Source organism: Bacillus sp. CDB3, assembly GCF_002081505.1.
GTDB lineage: Bacteria > Bacillota > Bacilli > Bacillales > Bacillaceae_G > Bacillus_A > Bacillus_A cereus_AT.
The window spans coordinates 1-17,546 of the sequence record NZ_ALBR01000083.1 but is presented as its reverse complement, the minus strand read 5'-3'; the positions used below and the strand labels follow the sequence as shown (position 1 = coordinate 17,546).

The following is a 17,546-nucleotide window of genomic DNA, read 5'->3' as shown; positions in this document are numbered from 1 at the left end:
AAATGTATGTTCTTTGAAAACTAGATAACAGTGTAGCTCATATTTTTTAATTTTAGTTTGGTTAAGTTAGAAAGGGCGCACGGTGGATGCCTTGACACTAGGAGTCGATGAAGGACGGGACTAACGCCGATATGCTTCGGGGAGCTGTAAGTAAGCTTTGATCCGAAGATTTCCGAATGGGGAAACCCACTATACGTAATGGTATGGTATCCTTACCTGAATACATAGGGTATGGAAGACAGACCCAGGGAACTGAAACATCTAAGTACCTGGAGGAAGAGAAAGCAAATGCGATTTCCTGAGTAGCGGCGAGCGAAACGGAATCTAGCCCAAACCAAGAGGCTTGCCTCTTGGGGTTGTAGGACATTCTATACGGAGTTACAAAGGAACGAGGTAGACGAAGCGACCTGGAAAGGTCCGTCGTAGAGGGTAACAACCCCGTAGTCGAAACTTCGTTCTCTCTTGAATGTATCCTGAGTACGGCGGAACACGTGAAATTCCGTCGGAATCTGGGAGGACCATCTCCCAAGGCTAAATACTCCCTAGTGATCGATAGTGAACCAGTACCGTGAGGGAAAGGTGAAAAGCACCCCGGAAGGGGAGTGAAAGAGATCCTGAAACCGTGTGCCTACAAATAGTCAGAGCCCGTTAATGGGTGATGGCGTGCCTTTTGTAGAATGAACCGGCGAGTTACGATCCCGTGCGAGGTTAAGTTGAAGAGACGGAGCCGCAGCGAAAGCGAGTCTGAATAGGGCGTTTAGTACGTGGTCGTAGACCCGAAACCAGGTGATCTACCCATGTCCAGGGTGAAGTTCAGGTAACACTGAATGGAGGCCCGAACCCACGCACGTTGAAAAGTGCGGGGATGAGGTGTGGGTAGCGGAGAAATTCCAATCGAACCTGGAGATAGCTGGTTCTCCCCGAAATAGCTTTAGGGCTAGCCTTAAGTGTAAGAGTCTTGGAGGTAGAGCACTGATTGAACTAGGGGTCCTCATCGGATTACCGAATTCAGTCAAACTCCGAATGCCAATGACTTATCCTTAGGAGTCAGACTGCGAGTGATAAGATCCGTAGTCAAGAGGGAAACAGCCCAGATCGCCAGCTAAGGTCCCAAAGTGTGTATTAAGTGGAAAAGGATGTGGAGTTGCTTAGACAACTAGGATGTTGGCTTAGAAGCAGCCACCATTTAAAGAGTGCGTAATAGCTCACTAGTCGAGTGACTCTGCGCCGAAAATGTACCGGGGCTAAATACACCACCGAAGCTGCGAATTGATACCAATGGTATCAGTGGTAGGGGAGCGTTCTAAGTGCAGTGAAGTCAGACCGGAAGGACTGGTGGAGCGCTTAGAAGTGAGAATGCCGGTATGAGTAGCGAAAGACGGGTGAGAATCCCGTCCACCGAATGCCTAAGGTTTCCTGAGGAAGGCTCGTCCGCTCAGGGTTAGTCAGGACCTAAGCCGAGGCCGACAGGCGTAGGCGATGGACAACAGGTTGATATTCCTGTACCACCTCTTTATCGTTTGAGCAATGGAGGGACGCAGAAGGATAGAAGAAGCGTGCGATTGGTTGTGCACGTCCAAGCAGTTAGGCTGATAAGTAGGCAAATCCGCTTATCGTGAAGGCTGAGCTGTGATGGGGAAGCTCCTTATGGAGCGAAGTCTTTGATTCCCCGCTGCCAAGAAAAGCTTCTAGCGAGATAAAAGGTGCCTGTACCGCAAACCGACACAGGTAGGCGAGGAGAGAATCCTAAGGTGTGCGAGAGAACTCTGGTTAAGGAACTCGGCAAAATGACCCCGTAACTTCGGGAGAAGGGGTGCTTTCTTAACGGAAAGCCGCAGTGAATAGGCCCAAGCGACTGTTTAGCAAAAACACAGGTCTCTGCGAAGCCGTAAGGCGAAGTATAGGGGCTGACACCTGCCCGGTGCTGGAAGGTTAAGGAGAGGGGTTAGCGTAAGCGAAGCTCTGAACTGAAGCCCCAGTAAACGGCGGCCGTAACTATAACGGTCCTAAGGTAGCGAAATTCCTTGTCGGGTAAGTTCCGACCCGCACGAAAGGTGTAACGATTTGGGCACTGTCTCAACCAGAGACTCGGTGAAATTATAGTACCTGTGAAGATGCAGGTTACCCGCGACAGGACGGAAAGACCCCGTGGAGCTTTACTGTAGCCTGATATTGAATTTTGGTACAGTTTGTACAGGATAGGCGGGAGCCATTGAAACCGGAGCGCTAGCTTCGGTGGAGGCGCTGGTGGGATACCGCCCTGACTGTATTGAAATTCTAACCTACGGGTCTTATCGACCCGGGAGACAGTGTCAGGTGGGCAGTTTGACTGGGGCGGTCGCCTCCTAAAGTGTAACGGAGGCGCCCAAAGGTTCCCTCAGGAATGGTTGGAAATCATTCGTAGAGTGCAAAGGCATAAGGGAGCTTGACTGCGAGACCTACAAGTCGAGCAGGGACGAAAGTCGGGCTTAGTGATCCGGTGGTTCCGCATGGAAGGGCCATCGCTCAACGGATAAAAGCTACCCCGGGGATAACAGGCTTATCTCCCCCAAGAGTCCACATCGACGGGGAGGTTTGGCACCTCGATGTCGGCTCATCGCATCCTGGGGCTGTAGTCGGTCCCAAGGGTTGGGCTGTTCGCCCATTAAAGCGGTACGCGAGCTGGGTTCAGAACGTCGTGAGACAGTTCGGTCCCTATCCGTCGTTGGGCGAGGAAATTTGAGAGGAGCTGTCCTTAGTACGAGAGGACCGGGATGGACGCACCGCTGGTGTACCAGTTGTTCTGCCAAGGGCATAGCTGGGTAGCTATGTGCGGAAGGGATAAGTGCTGAAAGCATCTAAGCATGAAGCCCCCCTCAAGATGAGATTTCCCATAGCGTAAGCTAGTAAGATCCCTGAAAGATGATCAGGTTGATAGGTTCGAGGTGGAAGCATGGTGACATGTGGAGCTGACGAATACTAATAGATCGAGGACTTAACCATATAATATGAGCAATGTTATCTAGTTTTGAAAGAATATAAAAAACTTATTGACTTTCAAAAGTGAATGAGTTACAATGATTCTTGTCTTAAATGAATAAAGTCTGGTAATGATGGCAGAGAGGTCACACCCGTTCCCATACCGAACACGGAAGTTAAGCTCTCTAGCGCCGATGGTAGTTGGGACCTTGTCCCTGTGAGAGTAGGACGTTGCCAGGCAAAATGGAGGATTAGCTCAGCTGGGAGAGCACCTGCCTTACAAGCAGGGGGTCGGCGGTTCGATCCCGTCATCCTCCACCATATATGTCGGAGGGGTAGCGAAGTGGCTAAACGCGGCGGACTGTAAATCCGCTCCTTCGGGTTCGGCAGTTCGAATCTGCCCCCCTCCACCATTCTTAATTAATGGGCTATAGCCAAGCGGTAAGGCAACGGACTTTGACTCCGTCATGCGCTGGTTCGAATCCAGCTAGCCCAGCCATTAAGAGCCATTAGCTCAGTTGGTAGAGCATCTGACTTTTAATCAGAGGGTCGAAGGTTCGAATCCTTCATGGCTCACCATTTTAATCAAATATGCGGGTGTGGCGGAATTGGCAGACGCACTAGACTTAGGATCTAGCGCCTTTGGCGTGGGGGTTCGACTCCCTTCACCCGCACTTTTAATGAAATAACTCAAACATGTCTTGCGGAAGTAGTTCAGTGGTAGAATACAACCTTGCCAAGGTTGGGGTCGCGGGTTCGAATCCCGTCTTCCGCTCCAATTTTCAATATGACATGCCGGGGTGGCGGAACAGGCAGACGCACAGGACTTAAAATCCTGCGGTGGGTGACCACCGTGCGGGTTCGACCCCCGCCCTCGGCACCATATGCGCCCGTAGCTCAATTGGATAGAGCGTTTGACTACGGATCAAGAGGTTAGGGGTTCGACTCCTCTCGGGCGCGCTTTTATTAACGGGAAGTGGCTCAGCTTGGTAGAGCACCTGGTTTGGGACCAGGGGGTCGCAGGTTCAAATCCTGTCTTCCCGATTTTCCCAAAAACATGGGGCCTTAGCTCAGCTGGGAGAGCGCCTGCCTTGCACGCAGGAGGTCAGCGGTTCGATCCCGCTAGGCTCCACTTTATTTTTTATATGTCGGAGGTATACCCAAGTTCGGCTGAAGGGATCGGTCTTGAAAACCGACAGGCGGTGAGAATCGCGCGGGGGTTCGAATCCCTCTACCTCCTCCATTTTTTCAAACAAGTGGTTTAGTTACATATAAAAAAATATTGATTTTCCTTCATGGAGGTATACCCAAGTTCGGCTGAAGGGATCGGTCTTGAAAACCGACAGGCGGCGAGAGTCGCGCGGGGGTTCGAATCCCTCTACCTCCTCCATTTTTTAAAAAAATATAATATCGTCGCGGGGTGGAGCAGTACGGTAGCTCGTCGGGCTCATAACCCGAAGGTCGCAGGTTCAAATCCTGTCCCCGCAACCAATGGTCCCGTGGTGTAGTGGTTAACATGCCTGCCTGTCACGCAGGAGATCGCCGGTTCGACCCCGGTCGGGACCGCCATTTATATTGGCTCGGTAGCTCAGTCGGTAGAGCAGAGGACTGAAAATCCTCGTGTCGGCGGTTCGATTCCGTCCCGAGCCACCATTTTTTTTATTTTTATTTTATGCCGGCTTAGCTCAATTGGTAGAGCAACTGACTTGTAATCAGTAGGTTGGGGGTTCAAGTCCTCTAGCCGGCATCATTTAGGGGCATAGTTTAAAGGTAGAACTGAGGTCTCCAAAACCTCCAGTGTGGGTTCGATTCCTACTGCCCCTGTAAAGTATATGGGCCTATAGCTCAGCTGGTTAGAGCGCACGCCTGATAAGCGTGAGGTCGATGGTTCGAGTCCATTTAGGCCCACCATATATATTCCGCAGTAGCTCAGTGGTAGAGCTATCGGCTGTTAACCGATCGGTCGTAGGTTCGAGTCCTACCTGCGGAGCCATGGCCCGTTGGTCAAGTGGTTAAGACACCGCCCTTTCACGGCGGTAACACGGGTTCGAATCCCGTACGGGTCATAAAAAAAGAGTCAGCAATGTGCTGACTCTTTTTTATTATGTGTATTCCTCTTTTTTATCATCTTATTTTTCTCAAATAAATAAAGGGATTTAGGAAAAGCTATGGTATGTATTAAAAGGAGGAGATAAAAATGACGCGAGTTAGAGACTTTATGAGTACTCATATTGTACATTGTACCCCCTTAGATAATGTATATGAGGCTGCTGTAAAAATGAAGGAAGAATCGGTTGGATTGATTCCTGTTGTTGAAAATGAACAAGTTGTTGGGCTTGTTACTGATCGAGACTTAGTTGTTCGTGGGATTGCTGAAAAACATCCTGGATCTAATAAAATTACCAATATAATGACAACAAACATTGTTTCAGTTTCTCCAGATGATTCGATTGAAAAAGCTACAGAATTAATGGCGCATTATCAAATTAGACGCTTACCAGTAGTTGAGAGTGGGCAACTTGTGGGTATGCTAGCACTAGGTGATTTAGCTATAAGAGAATCGGCTGATGATCAAGCTGGCTTTGCTTTAAGTGAAATCTCGGAGCACATGGAATAAATTATGTATAAAGATCAGATACATTATTCTAGTATATATGGATTAAACTAATATGTTAGCGTGATGTATCTGAGACATTATATAATAAGTATAGCGTTAATATTTTCAACAGTTTTTTTAAATTTGTTATTCCCAATTTTTAATAAGAGAAAAAATGATATACTAATAGATATAAGTATTATGATAGATTTTGAATATAACAATATTTATTATTAATGATGTAATAATGAATTAATATTTCCTACGTAGATAAAAAGGAAAGGGGAATTATATGAGGGCTGTACAGGGCGATCCAAATTGGAATTTGGTTACAGATACATATATAGAACCAAACAATTTCGCTAAGTTATTTTCTTTGCTTGTACCTTGTCATCCAAAAGGTGAAGGGAAAGAGCGAACTATATTAGTATGGAAAGAAAAAGAGTTTTATAAAGAAGAAAATTTAGCGGCATTTATCGTATATGGAATGAATAAAGTAAAGGGTTTACCGCAGTTTCATAAAGATGAAATTCCAACTCTAGTACGTATTCTGCGTTTATGTCAAGAGATTGGTTGGTATGAAGAGGCAAATGATTTTATGATAAGCCAGGGACTAGATGAATTTGTCCAAACTTCATTGGAATATGAAACATGGGATCTTTTGACGCAAGCGGTTGCTTTAAACTATTTAATTATTAAATATCGTATTGGTGAATTAACAGATGGCGATGTAGAAATTTGGAATCGAGTTAAATTTAGTGAGAAATGTATAACAGATTGTAAACATCTATTATCTCATAAAGAAGTATTGGAATTTACATTTTTTTATATGTGTAAGCGAGCTAAAACACTATCAAAAGAACAATTAAATAGTGATATGATGAATCTAGCAATGTATTGTAATACTTTTGTGTATGATTTGTATACACATGACTTATTACGAAAGTATCGTAAGTGTACAGATTTTCTATCATATTATGGACCGAGTCAAGTAGTTTTAGCTTGTCAAAGAGCTGTGCTTTCTCAAATTTCAGATCGATTAGATCCATTAAAGACAACACATGTAGATGATTATTTATATGTGATGAAAGAAATGATGGAGCATATGACGATAGGGGTAATGGATCGATATGGTCATTTTATTGGAAAGTTGCTATCATATGTACCATTTTTTGAAATGATTCAAGTTCCACAGCATGCATATTATTGTGAAGAATTACTGTATATTTGTAAGGGTATTGAATACAAAGAAGAAACACTACGCAATTATATATTTATACAATTACATGATTGTTTACCATCATTCTTTAAACTATTTCTTAAAAATAAGCGTTATGCAACGATTCATGATATTCTTTTCTATTGGTGCGACGATGAACAAAGAATGAGCTTAGAGAAAAAATATAATCTTAGTTTTATTTATGAAAAATATGCTTGTGGATAAACCGTATTTTACATATTAAATATTAATATAAATTAAAAAAGGATCTCAAGTTTATGTGAGATCCTTTTTTTTAGTAAAACAAGGAGAAAGTAACTAAGATAAGAAATAACATTCCATAAAGGAGAAATTGTGCAGTAGAACTTCCTTGTATACCAAAAAAAGTATTCATTTTTTCATATAAATTCAGTATATATTTCATTGGATTATCTTTGAAAGATTGGTACACAGTGTCTCCTCTTTCTAAGCTTCTTGTTCATGTTTTTGGTTATGAGGAACATTAACGTATCTAGCTATGAATAATAAAACAGTCATAAAGAATACAGGAAGTACGGTAGATAAATAAAAACCATTATTAATTATATTTGTTATAAGAGCACTCAAAAGGAAAATTACATTATAAATATGGGCTATTTTTTGTTTTAGCCGCATTTGTAATGCTTCCATAATGATTTCTAAGGCAACAAAAGCAATAATAATAGATAAAAATACAGTGTTCGTATTATAAATGATTAAACAACAGATTAAACCAAAAAAGGCCAGGTATTCAATAAAGAGAGGTATATTGCGTGGCATAGAATTTACCTAACTAAATATGGCAGTGGGTTCACTGCATTTGTTTTTTCAAAATTCCATTCCCCATTATGTAATTCAAAATGGAGATGTTGCCCGTATGAATGACCTGTATTTCCCATATGACCGACTAATTGTCCAGCTTGCACTTGATCCCCAACTTGTACAGCACGATCCTTCATATGAGCATAAACTGTTGTATATAATTTTCCATTTATTTGATGGGCGACGAACACGACATTGCCGTAGCTAGCCGAATAATAAGATTTCACAACTTCACCTGTAGCAGCAGCTTGAATAGAGATGTTGCCTTGTGCTGCAATATCTATACCATAATGCATTTGTTCCCAGCGCATATCAAAAGTTGAGCTAATTCTTCCTTGAGTTGGAAATTTGAAAACAGCTGGAATTGATGAAGGTTGAGCTGTTTTAGTTTGTGATTGATTTTGATGTTGCACTACATAGTGTTTTGCTACATATCCGTATCCTGTGCCAAAACGAATTTTATACCAAGTACCTACCGTTTCTACTACTTGTACTTGTGTACCATTTTGTAATGAACCAAGTAGAGTGCTACTTGTACTAGCGTTGCAACGTACATTTAATTTTGGTGTTGCAACAGTATAAGAAGGAGAACCTTGTACAGTTACACCTTTTACTAGAGGTGTGGATCCATTAGATACAAATGTTTTTTGTACGTATCCAATTTGACCATTATGTAATATTTTGTACCAATCCCCTTGTTCACCTTGAATGGTAATGAATTGACCATTTGGTAATATATCTAGAATAGAAGACTCTGTATTAGGTTCAGAACGAACGTTTAATGCGTTTGCATTTACGATATATTGATTCTTTGATTGAACATTTTTTTTGAATAGAATTGCATCTTTTTTCATATAGCCTGTTTTGTTGTTAACAGATACTTTATACCAATCTTGAGTTGTCTCAAGAATAGTAACAGGGCTATTAAATCGAATGTTGTCAATTATTGCACTGTCTGCATTGTTATTTTGATGTAGTGCAACGTTGTCAATTTTTACATATCCAGTTTTTACTTTAGATGGTTGCTTAGCAGCAGCTGTTTGTATATCGGATTCTCCCATAGAAGGAAGTAAAGAAGCAATTGCGATAGTAGTGGCTGTTAAAGCTGTAGCTTTCATATTCATGTAATAAAGACCTCCTCTAGTTGTATAGTTGTAATTTTATTATAGTATAAAGATATAATATATTGGTCGTATTCACATAAATGTAATATGAAATCAATAAAAATAATGTTAGAAGAGAGGTTCGTATATAAATATTGTATATATCATTTGTGGGATCGCATTTATATTTGTTTAACACATTAATATTTAATGAATAATTAAGAAAATTAAAATAGTTGATGATGTCTTATTACGGTGTTATACTGACAGTGATAATTTTATAGTTTGCTAGGAGAGCTGGTGTTGCCAGCTGAGAGTAGGCCGTAAGCCTTTGATCCTTTTCATTACCTGATCTAGATTATGCTAGCGTAGGGAAGCAATTCGGACACTAACAATGAGTCCCCGTTTCTTTACGTATAGAAACGGGGCTTTTTTATTTGAAAATTTCATATTGAAACCACTAGGGGTGCTTGATGTGCTGAGAGAGGAATAATCCTTAACCCTTACAGACCTGATCTAGGTAATACTAGCGAAGGGAAGTGGACAACGAATAAATGTATAATTTTATTTGCTGTAACCACTTCTTATATATAGAAGTGGTTTTTTATTTAGGTACATATATTGAAAGGGGAAATAGAAATGAAATTTTGCGATAGATTATTAGAAACTGTGCAACCTGTTTGGGAGAAAAGTCATAATCATCCATTTGTAGTAGGTATGGGGGATGGCACGTTAGAAAAAGATAAATTTCAGTATTATATTATTCAAGATTATTTATATTTGTTAGATTATGCAAAGTTATATGCGATTGGTGTTGTAAAAGCAACGAATCCACAAGTAATGGGAAAGTTTGCTGAACAAATTGATGGAATTTTAAATGGAGAAATGACAATCCATAAACAGTATGCAAAAAGACTTGGCATTTCTGTACGAGAGATGGAATCTGCAAAACCATCTGCTAAAAATTTAGCTTATACAAATTACATGATGTCTGTATCTCAAAATGGCACACTTGCGGAATTGATAGCAGCACTTCTTCCATGTATGTGGAGCTACTGGGAGATTGGAAAGCGTTTAAACGATATTCCTGGAGCAAGAGATCATGAGTTTTTTGGTGAGTGGATTCAAGGATATAGCTCTGAAGAATACGGCGACCTTTGTATTTGGTTAATAGACTTATTAAATGAAATGGCGGTTGGAAAGTCTGAGAAAGAACTAGACCGATTAGAGGAGATTTTCTTATATTCCAGTCGATTTGAATATTTATTCTGGGATATGTCCTATCGTAAGGAGATGTGGGGATTTGAGGAGCAAGAACATACTACAGTTTCATAATGTTTCTTTTCATTATGATGAGAAACCAATCATCAATGAATTAAATGCTTCTATACAAGATAAAGAGTTTGTAAGTATTATCGGACCGAGTGGATGTGGGAAAAGTACTTTATTTCGCCTTATTACAGGATTAGAAGCGGCAAGTACTGGACAGATAGAGCTGACAGAAACAAAGAGTCATCCTGTAGGGTATATGCCTCAAAAAGATATGCTCTTACCGTGGAGGACGATTATTGAGAATGCTGCCCTGCCGCTAGAGTGTCAAGGTGTGCAGAAGAAAGAAGCGCAAGTAAAAGCGAAAGAACTGTTACATAAATTTGGGTTACAAGGATACGAGGCGAAATATCCGAAAGATTTATCTGGTGGTATGAGACAACGTGTATCTTTTATCCGAACTTTATTAACGGGTGGGGAGATATTATTGTTAGATGAACCGTTTAGCGCATTGGACGCTTTAACGAAGGCATCTTTGCAAGAATGGTTGTTTGAACAATGGAAAGAGTGGGAAAAAACAATTTTATTTATCACTCATGATGTGGAAGAAGCGTTGTTTCTTTCTAATCGAATTTTGGTTGTAGAAAATCAACCGATAGCAACTTTAACTGAGCGAATTGTGCCGCTTGATCGTAACCGAACGCGAAAGGATTTATATAGGCCTGAAGTATTGGCGCTTAAAGATGAGCTCCTTAGTATGTTACAAAGGCAGGTACTTGTATGATGAACCGTTTGAAAGAATTAGTTCCTGCTCTTACACTTTCTAGTATTTTACTCGTTATGTGGGAAGTAGGGGCAAGAATTGTAGATGAGATGTACATTTTACCGTCACCATCTGCAATTGTAATGAAGATATGGAAACTAAAAGACATATTATTTACGGTTCATTTACCGGCAACGTTATACGTCGTTTTAATAGGTGTTGCTATTTCTATCGTATTAGGTGTGGGGCTAGCAATGTTAATGAATGCGAGTACGTGGATGGAAAGAGCATTTTACCCATTATTAGTAGCTTCACAAACCATCCCGATTACAGCACTTGCGCCCTTATTTGTTTTATGGTTTGGATATACGATCTGGAGTAAGGTTGTTGTCACAGTTTTAATTACGTTTTTCCCAATTGCGGTCAATACGTATGATGGACTGCGTAGTACGAAGAAAGAGTGGGAGGAGCTCTTAGTTACGTATGGTGCAACGAAAAAAGATATTTTTCTAAAGCTAAAGTTGCCATCTGCTCTTCCTTACTTTTTCTCAGCGTTAAAAATTGCAGTTCCGCTTAGTGTGATCGGGGCGGCAATTGGAGAATGGCTCGGTGCACAAGCTGGGCTTGGATATTTCAGTAAAAGAATGATGACGCAGTTAGACGGAGCAGGTGTATTTGCACCCATTGTATTGTTATCATTATTAGCTATTTTCTTCGTCATACTTATTTCCATATTAGAAAAGAAATTTATTAGTTGGAGGAAACATTCATGAAATTATTAAAACGCATCTTTGTGTTTACATTATTAGTTGCAATGATTGCAGGATGTTCGAGTAATTCAGCATCAGATAAAAATAAAACAGAAAAAGAAATAACAGTAATGCTTGATTGGTACCCGAATGCGGTACATAGCTTTATTTATACGGCAATTGAAAAAGGATACTTTAAAGAAGAAGGAGTAAAGGTGAATATTAAATTTCCTTCTAATCCGACTGATCCATTAACGTTAGCTGCTGCAGGGAAAGTGACAGTTGGTCTGTATTATCAGCCAGATGTTGTCATGGCCAGAGCAAATGAACAAATTCCAGTAAAATCAATTGGAGCTGTCGTACGTTCGCCGTTAAATCATGTTGTATCGCTGAAATCAGCAGGTATTAAGTCACCTAAAGACTTAGAAGGAAAAACAGTTGGATATTCTGGAACCCCTTTAAGTGAAGCATATTTAAAAACGATGGTAAAAGAAGATGGTGGTAATCCAGATACAGTAAAAGTAGTCGATGTTGGATTTGATTTAGTACCAGCGTTAATTACGAAAAAAGTAGATGCTGTAACAGGAGCATACATTAACCATGAAGTACCTGTTATGCGTCATGAGGGCCATGAACCAGCATACTTTAATCCAGCTGATTACGGAGTACCGAACTATCATGAGCTTGTGTTTGTAACGGGTGATAAAACGTTGAAAAAAGATAAAGAAGCATTGCAAGCTTTTTTACGTGGGGCACAAAAAGGGTATGACTTTATGAAGAAAAACCCTGATGAAGCATTAAATATTTTATTAGATCATCAAGAAAAAGAAAACTTCCCGCTTGTACCAGAAGTTGAAAAAGAAAGTATGAAAATTTTATTAGAGAAGATGGAAACGAAAGATGAGCCATTCTTATCGGATTCAAAAGAGTCATGGGAGAAACAAAACAAATGGTTGAAAGACAAAGGAATGACGAAAGAAATCGTTCCAGCCGATGAATTATTTGAAAACATTTTAAAGTAGGCGAATGAATATGAAAAATGAGCTCCATGTAATCTCAAATGGCCATATGCCATTCGAAGAGTTAGTGAATGTAGCGATGCAAATTGAGAGTGAGATTGATTATTTGCATATTCGTGAGCGTGAGAAAAGTACGAAGGAATTGTATGAAGGTGTGGAAAGTCTTTTGGGGAAAGGCTTTCCGGCATCGAAGATAGTGATAAACGATCGAATTGATATTGCTATTCTATTAAGTATTCCACGTGTTCAGCTAGGATCTCGAAGCGCAGATGTAAGGTTAGTAAAAGAAAAGTTTTCTTATTTGCATGTTGGCTATTCAGTACATTCTCTAGATGAAGCGATAGTGGCATTTAAAAATGGAGCGGATTCCCTCGTTTACGGTCATGTATTTCCAACGGCTTGTAAAAAGGATGTGCCAGCAAGAGGATTAGAAGAAATTGCTGATATGGCAAGGTGTTTATCCATACCAATAACTGCAATTGGTGGAATCACTCCTGAAAATACAGGTGATGTTCTTGCAAATGGTGTAAGTGGCATTGCTGTTATGTCTGGGATTATAAGCAGTAGTAATCCGTATAGCAAGGCGAAATCTTATAAGGAATCAATAAGAAAGTGGGCGGGAAAACATGTGTAAGAAGTATGATGTAGCGATTATTGGCGGAGGTGTAATTGGTAGTTCAGTTGCACACTTTCTAGCAGAAAGAGGGCATAAAGTAGCGATTGTAGAGAAGCAAAGAATCGCATCTGAAGCTTCGAAAGCAGCTGCTGGTTTGCTCGGTGTTCAGGCAGAGTGGGATGAATATGATCCGTTGTTTGAACTTGCTAGAGAAAGCCGTGCTATATTTCCACAACTTGCAGAAGTTTTACGTGAAAAGACAGGCATTGATATTGGGTATGAAGAAAAAGGCATTTATCGCATTGCTCAAAATGAAGATGAGAAGGAAAGAATTCTTCATATTATGGATTGGCAACAGAAAACAGGTGAAGATTCCTACTTTTTAACGGGAGACCGCTTGCGAGAAAAAGAGCCGTTTCTATCTGAGTCAATTATAGGAGCCGTATATTATCCGAAAGATGGTCATGTTATTGCACCAGAGCTTACAAAAGCATTCGCACACTCCGCGGCATTTTCTGGAGCTGATATATATGAACAAACAGAAGTATTTGATATTCGAATTGAAAATGATAAGGTGACTGGAATTGTGACAAGCGAAGGTGTAATCGCATGCGAAAAAGTCGTTATTGCTGGAGGGTCATGGAGTACGAAATTACTACATTATTTCCATAGTGATTGGGGTACGTATCCTGTGAAGGGTGAAGTTGTTGCAGTAAGAAGCAAGAAACCGCTCTTGAAAGCTCCTATTTTCCAAGAACGGTTTTATATTACGCCGAAGCGCGGTGGGCGTTACGTAATTGGAGCAACGATGAAGCCTCATACGTTCAATAAAACCGTGCAACCCGAAAGTATTACTTCTATATTAGAGCGTGCTTATACAATATTACCGGATTTAAAAGAAGCAGAGTGGGAAAGCACATGGGCAGGATTAAGACCACAATCGAATCACGAAGCTCCTTATATGGGAGAGCATGAAGAAATAAAAGGGTTATATGCTTGTACTGGGCATTATCGAAACGGTATTTTATTAAGTCCTGTTTCTGGTCAGTATATGGCGGATTTAATAGAAGGAAAGCAGGCGAATCACTTGTTAGATTCATTGCTTTCTAAATCGGTTTAGAAAGGGGATGGAAGTTTGAATTTAAAAATTAATGGTAAGCAAATTGAAGTGCCGGCGAGTGTGAAAACAGTAGCTGAGCTACTTACATATTTAGAATTAGATAACAGAATTATTGTAGTAGAGCGTAATAAAGATATTTTACAAAAGGATGATCATAAAGATACATCTGTTTTTGATGGAGACCAAATTGAGATTGTAACTTTCGTAGGAGGCGGTTGATTATGTTAAACATTGGACCATTTTCATTTCATTCTAGACTTTTATTAGGAACAGGGAAATTCCCTGATTTTGATGTGCAGCAAAAGGCAATTGACGTTTCGGAAGCTGAAATTTTAACATTTGCAGTACGTCGTATGGATATATTCGATGCGAAGCAACCTAATTTATTAGAGAAACTTGATGTAAAAAAATATACGTTATTACCGAATACCGCAGGAGCAAAGAATGCTGAAGAAGCTGTTCGAATTGCGAAATTAGCAAAAGCTTCAGGGCTTTGTGACATGATAAAAGTAGAAGTTATTGGGGATGATAGAACGTTATTACCTGATCCAGTTGAAACATTAAAAGCATCTGAAATGTTACTAGAAGAAGGATTTATCGTTCTACCATACACATCTGATGATGTTGTATTAGCTCGTAAATTACAAGAACTTGGTGTACACGCGATTATGCCAGGAGCATCACCGATTGGTTCAGGGCTTGGTATTGTAAATCCATTAAATTTAAGTTTCATTATTGAACAAGCGACAGTACCAGTTATCGTTGACGCTGGTATTGGTAGTCCAGCTGATGCAGCATTTGCAATGGAATTAGGAGCAGATGGTGTGTTATTAAATACAGCAGTATCTGGAGCAAACGATCCTATTAAAATGGCATACGCAATGAAATTAGGTATTGAGGCAGGACGATTAGGGTTTGAAGCAGGTCGTATTGCACGTAAACGTTGTGCAACAGCAAGTAGTCCTTTAGAAGGAATGAGCGTAGTTGAATAATCGATATTCTCGCCAAGAGCTATTTTCTCCAATTGGGGAAGACGGGCAACAAAAGATAAGGGCAAAGCATGTACTTATTATCGGTGCAGGCGCATTAGGTAGTGCAAACGCAGAGATGTTTGTAAGAGCAGGTGTTGGTCAAGTAACAATTGTTGACCGTGATTATGTCGATTGGAGTAATTTACAAAGACAACAATTGTATGCAGAGAGTGATGTAGAGAATAATCTTCCGAAGGCTGTAGCGGCAAAAAAACGTCTAGAAGAGGTTAATAGCGAAGTAAGAGTAGAAGCTCTCGTTCAGGATGTAACGGCTGAAGAGTTAGAAGAACTCATTACAAATGTTGATGTAATTATCGATGCGACTGACAATTTCGAAACGCGTTTCATTGTGAATGATATATCGCAAAAATATTCTATTCCATGGGTTTACGGGGCATGTGTAGGGAGTTATGGCCTTTCTTACACAATTCTTCCAGATAAAACGCCATGTTTATCTTGTTTATTACAATCGATTCCGCTTGGCGGAGCGACATGTGATACAGCGGGTATTATATCACCTGCTGTATCTCTTGTCGTTTCTCATCAAGTAACGGAAGCTCTTAAACTGTTAGTGGAAGACTATGAATCGCTTCGAGATGGACTTGTGTCGTTTGATGTATGGAAGAATGAATATTCATGTATGAATGTACAAAAACTTCGTAAATACAATTGTCCTTCGTGTGGTGATAATGCGCTATACCCGTATTTAAATAAAGAAAACACTTCAAAAACAGCAGTTTTATGCGGGAGAAATACAGTTCAAATTAGACCACCTCACAAAGAGGAAGTGAATTTTGAACAATATAAACAGCTGCTAGAAGGCCGCGTGAATGAGTTAAATGTAAATCCATATTTACTATCTTTCTCTGTTGAAGAAAAGAGGTTAGTTGCCTTCAAAGATGGCCGTGTACTTGTACATGGAACGAAAGATATAAGCGAAGCAAAGACGATTTATCATCGCTATTTTGGATAGAAAAGGATGAGTGAGATGGAAGTGAATAAAGCTTTAACAATTGCAGGATCTGACAGCGGAGGCGGTGCTGGAATTCAGGCGGATTTAAAAACATTCCAAGAGCTTGGTGTGTACGGAATGACAGCTATTACAGCAATTACAGCGCAAAATACGCTCGGCGTGCAAGGGGTATATCCTGTTCCGTTAGAAGGAATTACGGAACAGCTGAATTCAATTGGTACGGATTTAACACCAGATGCTGTGAAACTAGGAATGTTGTTTAGTAGTGAAATTATCCAAATTGTTACCGAGCATATTAAGAAATTTGGCTGGAATAATATTGTGCTAGACCCTGTTATGATTGCTAAGGGTGGTGCGTCATTATTACAACAAGAAGCAGTGCAAGCATTAAAAGAATATTTATTACCAGTAGCAACTGTTATCACACCGAATGTTCCAGAAGCAGAAGTACTAACTGGGATGGAGATTCATAACATCGAAGACAGTAAGAAAGCTGCGAAAGTATTGCACGAATTAGGTGCTAAATATGTGCTTATGAAGGGCGGCCATGCAGAGTATCAAGGTAATGAAGTAATTGATTTACTCTTTGATGGAGAGGAGTTTATCGAGTTTAGAAGTGAACGAATTCCTTCTAAGCAAACGCACGGAAGCGGGTGTACATTTGCTTCAGCAGTTACAGCAGGACTTGCTAAAGGGTATTCAATTGAAGAGGCAGTTCAAGAGGCGAAACAATTTATTAGTATAGCGATTGAAGAGCCATTGAATATTGGAAGTGGTCATGGACCGACGAATCATTTTGCCTATAAATTGAACAAAGTACAAGCATAAGTGAAAATTTAACCAGTGGGGATATACCCTCACTGGTTATAAATATTAATAGGGATTATTTGATTGGTTTAGCTTGTTTAAATGTGCCTTCTTAGATGAGTAAAGTATATACAAGGTGTGATGATATTAATATTAAAAATATAATGTATGGAATCATAGCTTTCTTATTATTACTTAAGTATTTACTATAAATTAATAACAAACAAGAAAGTAAAAAAATGATGTCTAATGTGGTGCGGAATTCAGTATAACTAGGAATAGTAACCAATATCGCTAGAATTATTAGTGACGAATTGCCTAGAATAGTTATTATTTGAATAAAATTTTTCTTTTTATCCTCGGTCATATATCATCCTCATTTCACCTTTAATTTTTAATCATTTCTTTATCTAGTATTATTACAATACGATTAATGAAAATCCCTATTGAATGTAAATATTTATAATACTTAACAATAAAAAA

Annotated in this window: 14 protein-coding genes, 20 tRNA genes, 2 rRNA genes and 2 riboswitches; of the genes, 34 read left to right on the top strand and 2 right to left on the bottom strand. The window is 40.0% G+C overall.

What is annotated here, in order from left to right; all coding sequences use genetic code 11:
* Nucleotides 1–59: 59 nt before the first annotated feature.
* The 24 genes from CDB3_RS20600 (at nt 60) to CDB3_RS20485 (ending at nt 6,998) form a co-directional block, all read left to right on the top strand.
* Nucleotides 60–2,982: ribosomal RNA gene (locus CDB3_RS20600) — 23S ribosomal RNA — on the top strand.
* A 100-nt stretch (nt 2,983–3,082) separates the two neighbouring features.
* Nucleotides 3,083–3,198, top strand: a 5S ribosomal RNA gene (rrf, locus tag CDB3_RS20595).
* Between the two features lie 5 nt (nt 3,199–3,203).
* Nucleotides 3,204–3,279 (top strand) — tRNA-Val (locus CDB3_RS20590).
* Nucleotides 3,280–3,287: 8 nt separating this feature from the next.
* Nucleotides 3,288–3,371, top strand: a tRNA-Tyr gene (locus tag CDB3_RS20585).
* A gap of 11 nt (nt 3,372–3,382) precedes the next feature.
* Nucleotides 3,383–3,457: transfer RNA gene (locus tag CDB3_RS20580), tRNA-Gln, on the top strand.
* Nucleotides 3,458–3,461: 4 nt separating this feature from the next.
* Nucleotides 3,462–3,537, top strand: a tRNA-Lys gene (locus CDB3_RS20575).
* Between the two features lie 14 nt (nt 3,538–3,551).
* Nucleotides 3,552–3,632, top strand: a tRNA-Leu gene (locus CDB3_RS20570).
* 29 nt (nt 3,633–3,661) lie between these two features.
* Nucleotides 3,662–3,736, top strand: a tRNA-Gly gene (locus CDB3_RS20565).
* A gap of 16 nt (nt 3,737–3,752) precedes the next feature.
* Nucleotides 3,753–3,841 (top strand) — tRNA-Leu (locus CDB3_RS20560).
* A 3-nt stretch (nt 3,842–3,844) separates the two neighbouring features.
* A tRNA-Arg gene (locus CDB3_RS20555) sits at nt 3,845–3,918 on the top strand.
* 10 nt (nt 3,919–3,928) lie between these two features.
* Nucleotides 3,929–4,002, top strand: a tRNA-Pro gene (locus CDB3_RS20550).
* A 15-nt stretch (nt 4,003–4,017) separates the two neighbouring features.
* Nucleotides 4,018–4,090, top strand: a tRNA-Ala gene (locus tag CDB3_RS20545).
* Nucleotides 4,091–4,108: 18 nt separating this feature from the next.
* A tRNA-Ser gene (locus CDB3_RS20540) sits at nt 4,109–4,201 on the top strand.
* A gap of 54 nt (nt 4,202–4,255) precedes the next feature.
* A tRNA-Ser gene (locus CDB3_RS20535) sits at nt 4,256–4,348 on the top strand.
* Between the two features lie 24 nt (nt 4,349–4,372).
* Nucleotides 4,373–4,449: transfer RNA gene (locus CDB3_RS20530), tRNA-Met, on the top strand.
* Between the two features lie 2 nt (nt 4,450–4,451).
* Nucleotides 4,452–4,527 (top strand) — tRNA-Asp (locus CDB3_RS20525).
* Between the two features lie 8 nt (nt 4,528–4,535).
* Nucleotides 4,536–4,611, top strand: a tRNA-Phe gene (locus CDB3_RS20520).
* 21 nt (nt 4,612–4,632) lie between these two features.
* Nucleotides 4,633–4,705 (top strand) — tRNA-Thr (locus CDB3_RS20515).
* A gap of 6 nt (nt 4,706–4,711) precedes the next feature.
* Nucleotides 4,712–4,782 (top strand) — tRNA-Trp (locus CDB3_RS20510).
* Nucleotides 4,783–4,792: 10 nt separating this feature from the next.
* Nucleotides 4,793–4,869, top strand: a tRNA-Ile gene (locus tag CDB3_RS20505).
* A 7-nt stretch (nt 4,870–4,876) separates the two neighbouring features.
* Nucleotides 4,877–4,951 (top strand) — tRNA-Asn (locus CDB3_RS20500).
* A gap of 1 nt (nt 4,952) precedes the next feature.
* A tRNA-Glu gene (locus CDB3_RS20495) sits at nt 4,953–5,024 on the top strand.
* 131 nt (nt 5,025–5,155) lie between these two features.
* The gene (locus CDB3_RS20490; protein WP_097831334.1) at nt 5,156–5,575 is read left to right on the top strand and encodes a CBS domain-containing protein; all 420 of its coding nucleotides are present in this window, start codon (nt 5,156–5,158) and stop codon (nt 5,573–5,575) included.
* Between the two features lie 271 nt (nt 5,576–5,846).
* Nucleotides 5,847–6,998, top strand: coding sequence for a DUF3965 domain-containing protein (locus tag CDB3_RS20485; RefSeq protein ID WP_128855772.1), 1,152 nt, complete (start codon nt 5,847–5,849; stop codon nt 6,996–6,998).
* A 240-nt stretch (nt 6,999–7,238) separates the two neighbouring features.
* On the opposite strand, the gene CDB3_RS20480 is transcribed toward CDB3_RS20485, so the two are convergent.
* Complete coding sequence (locus tag CDB3_RS20480) at nt 7,239–7,571, bottom strand: hypothetical protein (protein WP_128855771.1); 333 nt, start codon at nt 7,569–7,571, stop codon at nt 7,239–7,241.
* Nucleotides 7,572–7,576: 5 nt separating this feature from the next.
* The gene (locus CDB3_RS20475) at nt 7,577–8,737 is read right to left on the bottom strand and encodes an SH3 domain-containing protein (protein ID WP_128855770.1); all 1,161 of its coding nucleotides are present in this window, start codon (nt 8,735–8,737) and stop codon (nt 7,577–7,579) included.
* 259 nt (nt 8,738–8,996) lie between these two features.
* A riboswitch (TPP riboswitch) is annotated at nt 8,997–9,108 on the top strand.
* Nucleotides 9,109–9,168: 60 nt separating this feature from the next.
* Nucleotides 9,169–9,271: riboswitch (TPP riboswitch) on the top strand.
* 84 nt (nt 9,272–9,355) lie between these two features.
* Here CDB3_RS20475 and tenA point away from each other — a divergent pair.
* The 10 genes from tenA to thiD are packed head-to-tail and all read left to right on the top strand — an operon-like array spanning nt 9,356 to nt 17,084.
* Nucleotides 9,356–10,051, top strand: coding sequence for a thiaminase II (gene tenA / locus CDB3_RS20470; RefSeq protein ID WP_128855769.1), 696 nt, complete (start codon nt 9,356–9,358; stop codon nt 10,049–10,051).
* A complete protein-coding gene (locus CDB3_RS20465; protein ID WP_128855768.1) occupies nt 10,020–10,769 on the top strand; it encodes an ABC transporter ATP-binding protein in 750 nt (249 codons plus the stop codon). The genes tenA and CDB3_RS20465 overlap by 32 nt, the downstream gene beginning before the upstream one ends.
* Nucleotides 10,769–11,521 (top strand): ABC transporter permease, encoded by a 753-nt coding sequence (locus CDB3_RS20460; RefSeq protein ID WP_128855773.1) that lies wholly within the window; start codon nt 10,769–10,771, stop codon nt 11,519–11,521. The genes CDB3_RS20465 and CDB3_RS20460 overlap by 1 nt, the downstream gene beginning before the upstream one ends.
* Nucleotides 11,518–12,519 carry an ABC transporter substrate-binding protein gene (locus CDB3_RS20455; protein WP_097831327.1) on the top strand — a complete coding sequence of 334 codons (1,002 nt, stop codon included), beginning with the start codon at nt 11,518–11,520 and terminating at the stop codon, nt 12,517–12,519. Before CDB3_RS20460 ends, CDB3_RS20455 begins: the two co-directional genes overlap by 4 nt.
* A 10-nt stretch (nt 12,520–12,529) precedes the next feature.
* Nucleotides 12,530–13,150, top strand: coding sequence for a thiazole tautomerase TenI (gene tenI, locus CDB3_RS20450; protein WP_128855767.1), 621 nt, complete (start codon nt 12,530–12,532; stop codon nt 13,148–13,150).
* On the top strand, nt 13,143–14,252 hold the full coding sequence (thiO, locus tag CDB3_RS20445; RefSeq protein WP_128855766.1) for a glycine oxidase ThiO: 1,110 nt from the start codon (nt 13,143–13,145) through the stop codon (nt 14,250–14,252). The genes tenI and thiO overlap by 8 nt, the downstream gene beginning before the upstream one ends.
* 15 nt (nt 14,253–14,267) lie before the next feature.
* A complete protein-coding gene (gene thiS, locus CDB3_RS20440) occupies nt 14,268–14,471 on the top strand; it encodes a sulfur carrier protein ThiS (RefSeq protein WP_128855765.1) in 204 nt (67 codons plus the stop codon).
* 2 nt (nt 14,472–14,473) lie between these two features.
* Nucleotides 14,474–15,244 carry a thiazole synthase gene (thiG, locus tag CDB3_RS20435; protein WP_128855764.1) on the top strand — a complete coding sequence of 257 codons (771 nt, stop codon included), beginning with the start codon at nt 14,474–14,476 and terminating at the stop codon, nt 15,242–15,244.
* Nucleotides 15,237–16,256, top strand: a complete 1,020-nt coding sequence (gene thiF / locus CDB3_RS20430; RefSeq protein ID WP_128855763.1) for a thiazole biosynthesis adenylyltransferase ThiF — start codon at nt 15,237–15,239, stop codon at nt 16,254–16,256. Before thiG ends, thiF begins: the two co-directional genes overlap by 8 nt.
* A gap of 15 nt (nt 16,257–16,271) precedes the next feature.
* Nucleotides 16,272–17,084, top strand: coding sequence for a bifunctional hydroxymethylpyrimidine kinase/phosphomethylpyrimidine kinase (gene thiD / locus CDB3_RS20425; RefSeq protein WP_128855762.1), 813 nt, complete (start codon nt 16,272–16,274; stop codon nt 17,082–17,084).
* The last annotated feature ends 462 nt before the right edge of the window (nt 17,085–17,546 follow it).

Bases quoted from the DNA above. Each gene is read 5' to 3' on its own strand.
- CDB3_RS20490 (WP_097831334.1), top strand. From the start codon at position 5,156: ATGACGCGAGTTAGAGACTTTATGAGTACTCATATTGTACATTGTACC.
- CDB3_RS20485 (WP_128855772.1), top strand. From the start codon at position 5,847: ATGAGGGCTGTACAGGGCGATCCAAATTGGAATTTGGTTACAGATACA.
- CDB3_RS20480 (WP_128855771.1), bottom strand. From the start codon at position 7,571: ATGCCACGCAATATACCTCTCTTTATTGAATACCTGGCCTTTTTTGGT.
- CDB3_RS20475 (WP_128855770.1), bottom strand. From the start codon at position 8,737: ATGAATATGAAAGCTACAGCTTTAACAGCCACTACTATCGCAATTGCT.
- tenA (WP_128855769.1), top strand. From the start codon at position 9,356: ATGAAATTTTGCGATAGATTATTAGAAACTGTGCAACCTGTTTGGGAG.
- CDB3_RS20460 (WP_128855773.1), top strand. From the start codon at position 10,769: ATGAACCGTTTGAAAGAATTAGTTCCTGCTCTTACACTTTCTAGTATT.
- CDB3_RS20455 (WP_097831327.1), top strand. From the start codon at position 11,518: ATGAAATTATTAAAACGCATCTTTGTGTTTACATTATTAGTTGCAATG.
- tenI (WP_128855767.1), top strand. From the start codon at position 12,530: ATGAAAAATGAGCTCCATGTAATCTCAAATGGCCATATGCCATTCGAA.
- thiO (WP_128855766.1), top strand. From the start codon at position 13,143: ATGTGTAAGAAGTATGATGTAGCGATTATTGGCGGAGGTGTAATTGGT.
- thiG (WP_128855764.1), top strand. From the start codon at position 14,474: ATGTTAAACATTGGACCATTTTCATTTCATTCTAGACTTTTATTAGGA.
- thiD (WP_128855762.1), top strand. From the start codon at position 16,272: ATGGAAGTGAATAAAGCTTTAACAATTGCAGGATCTGACAGCGGAGGC.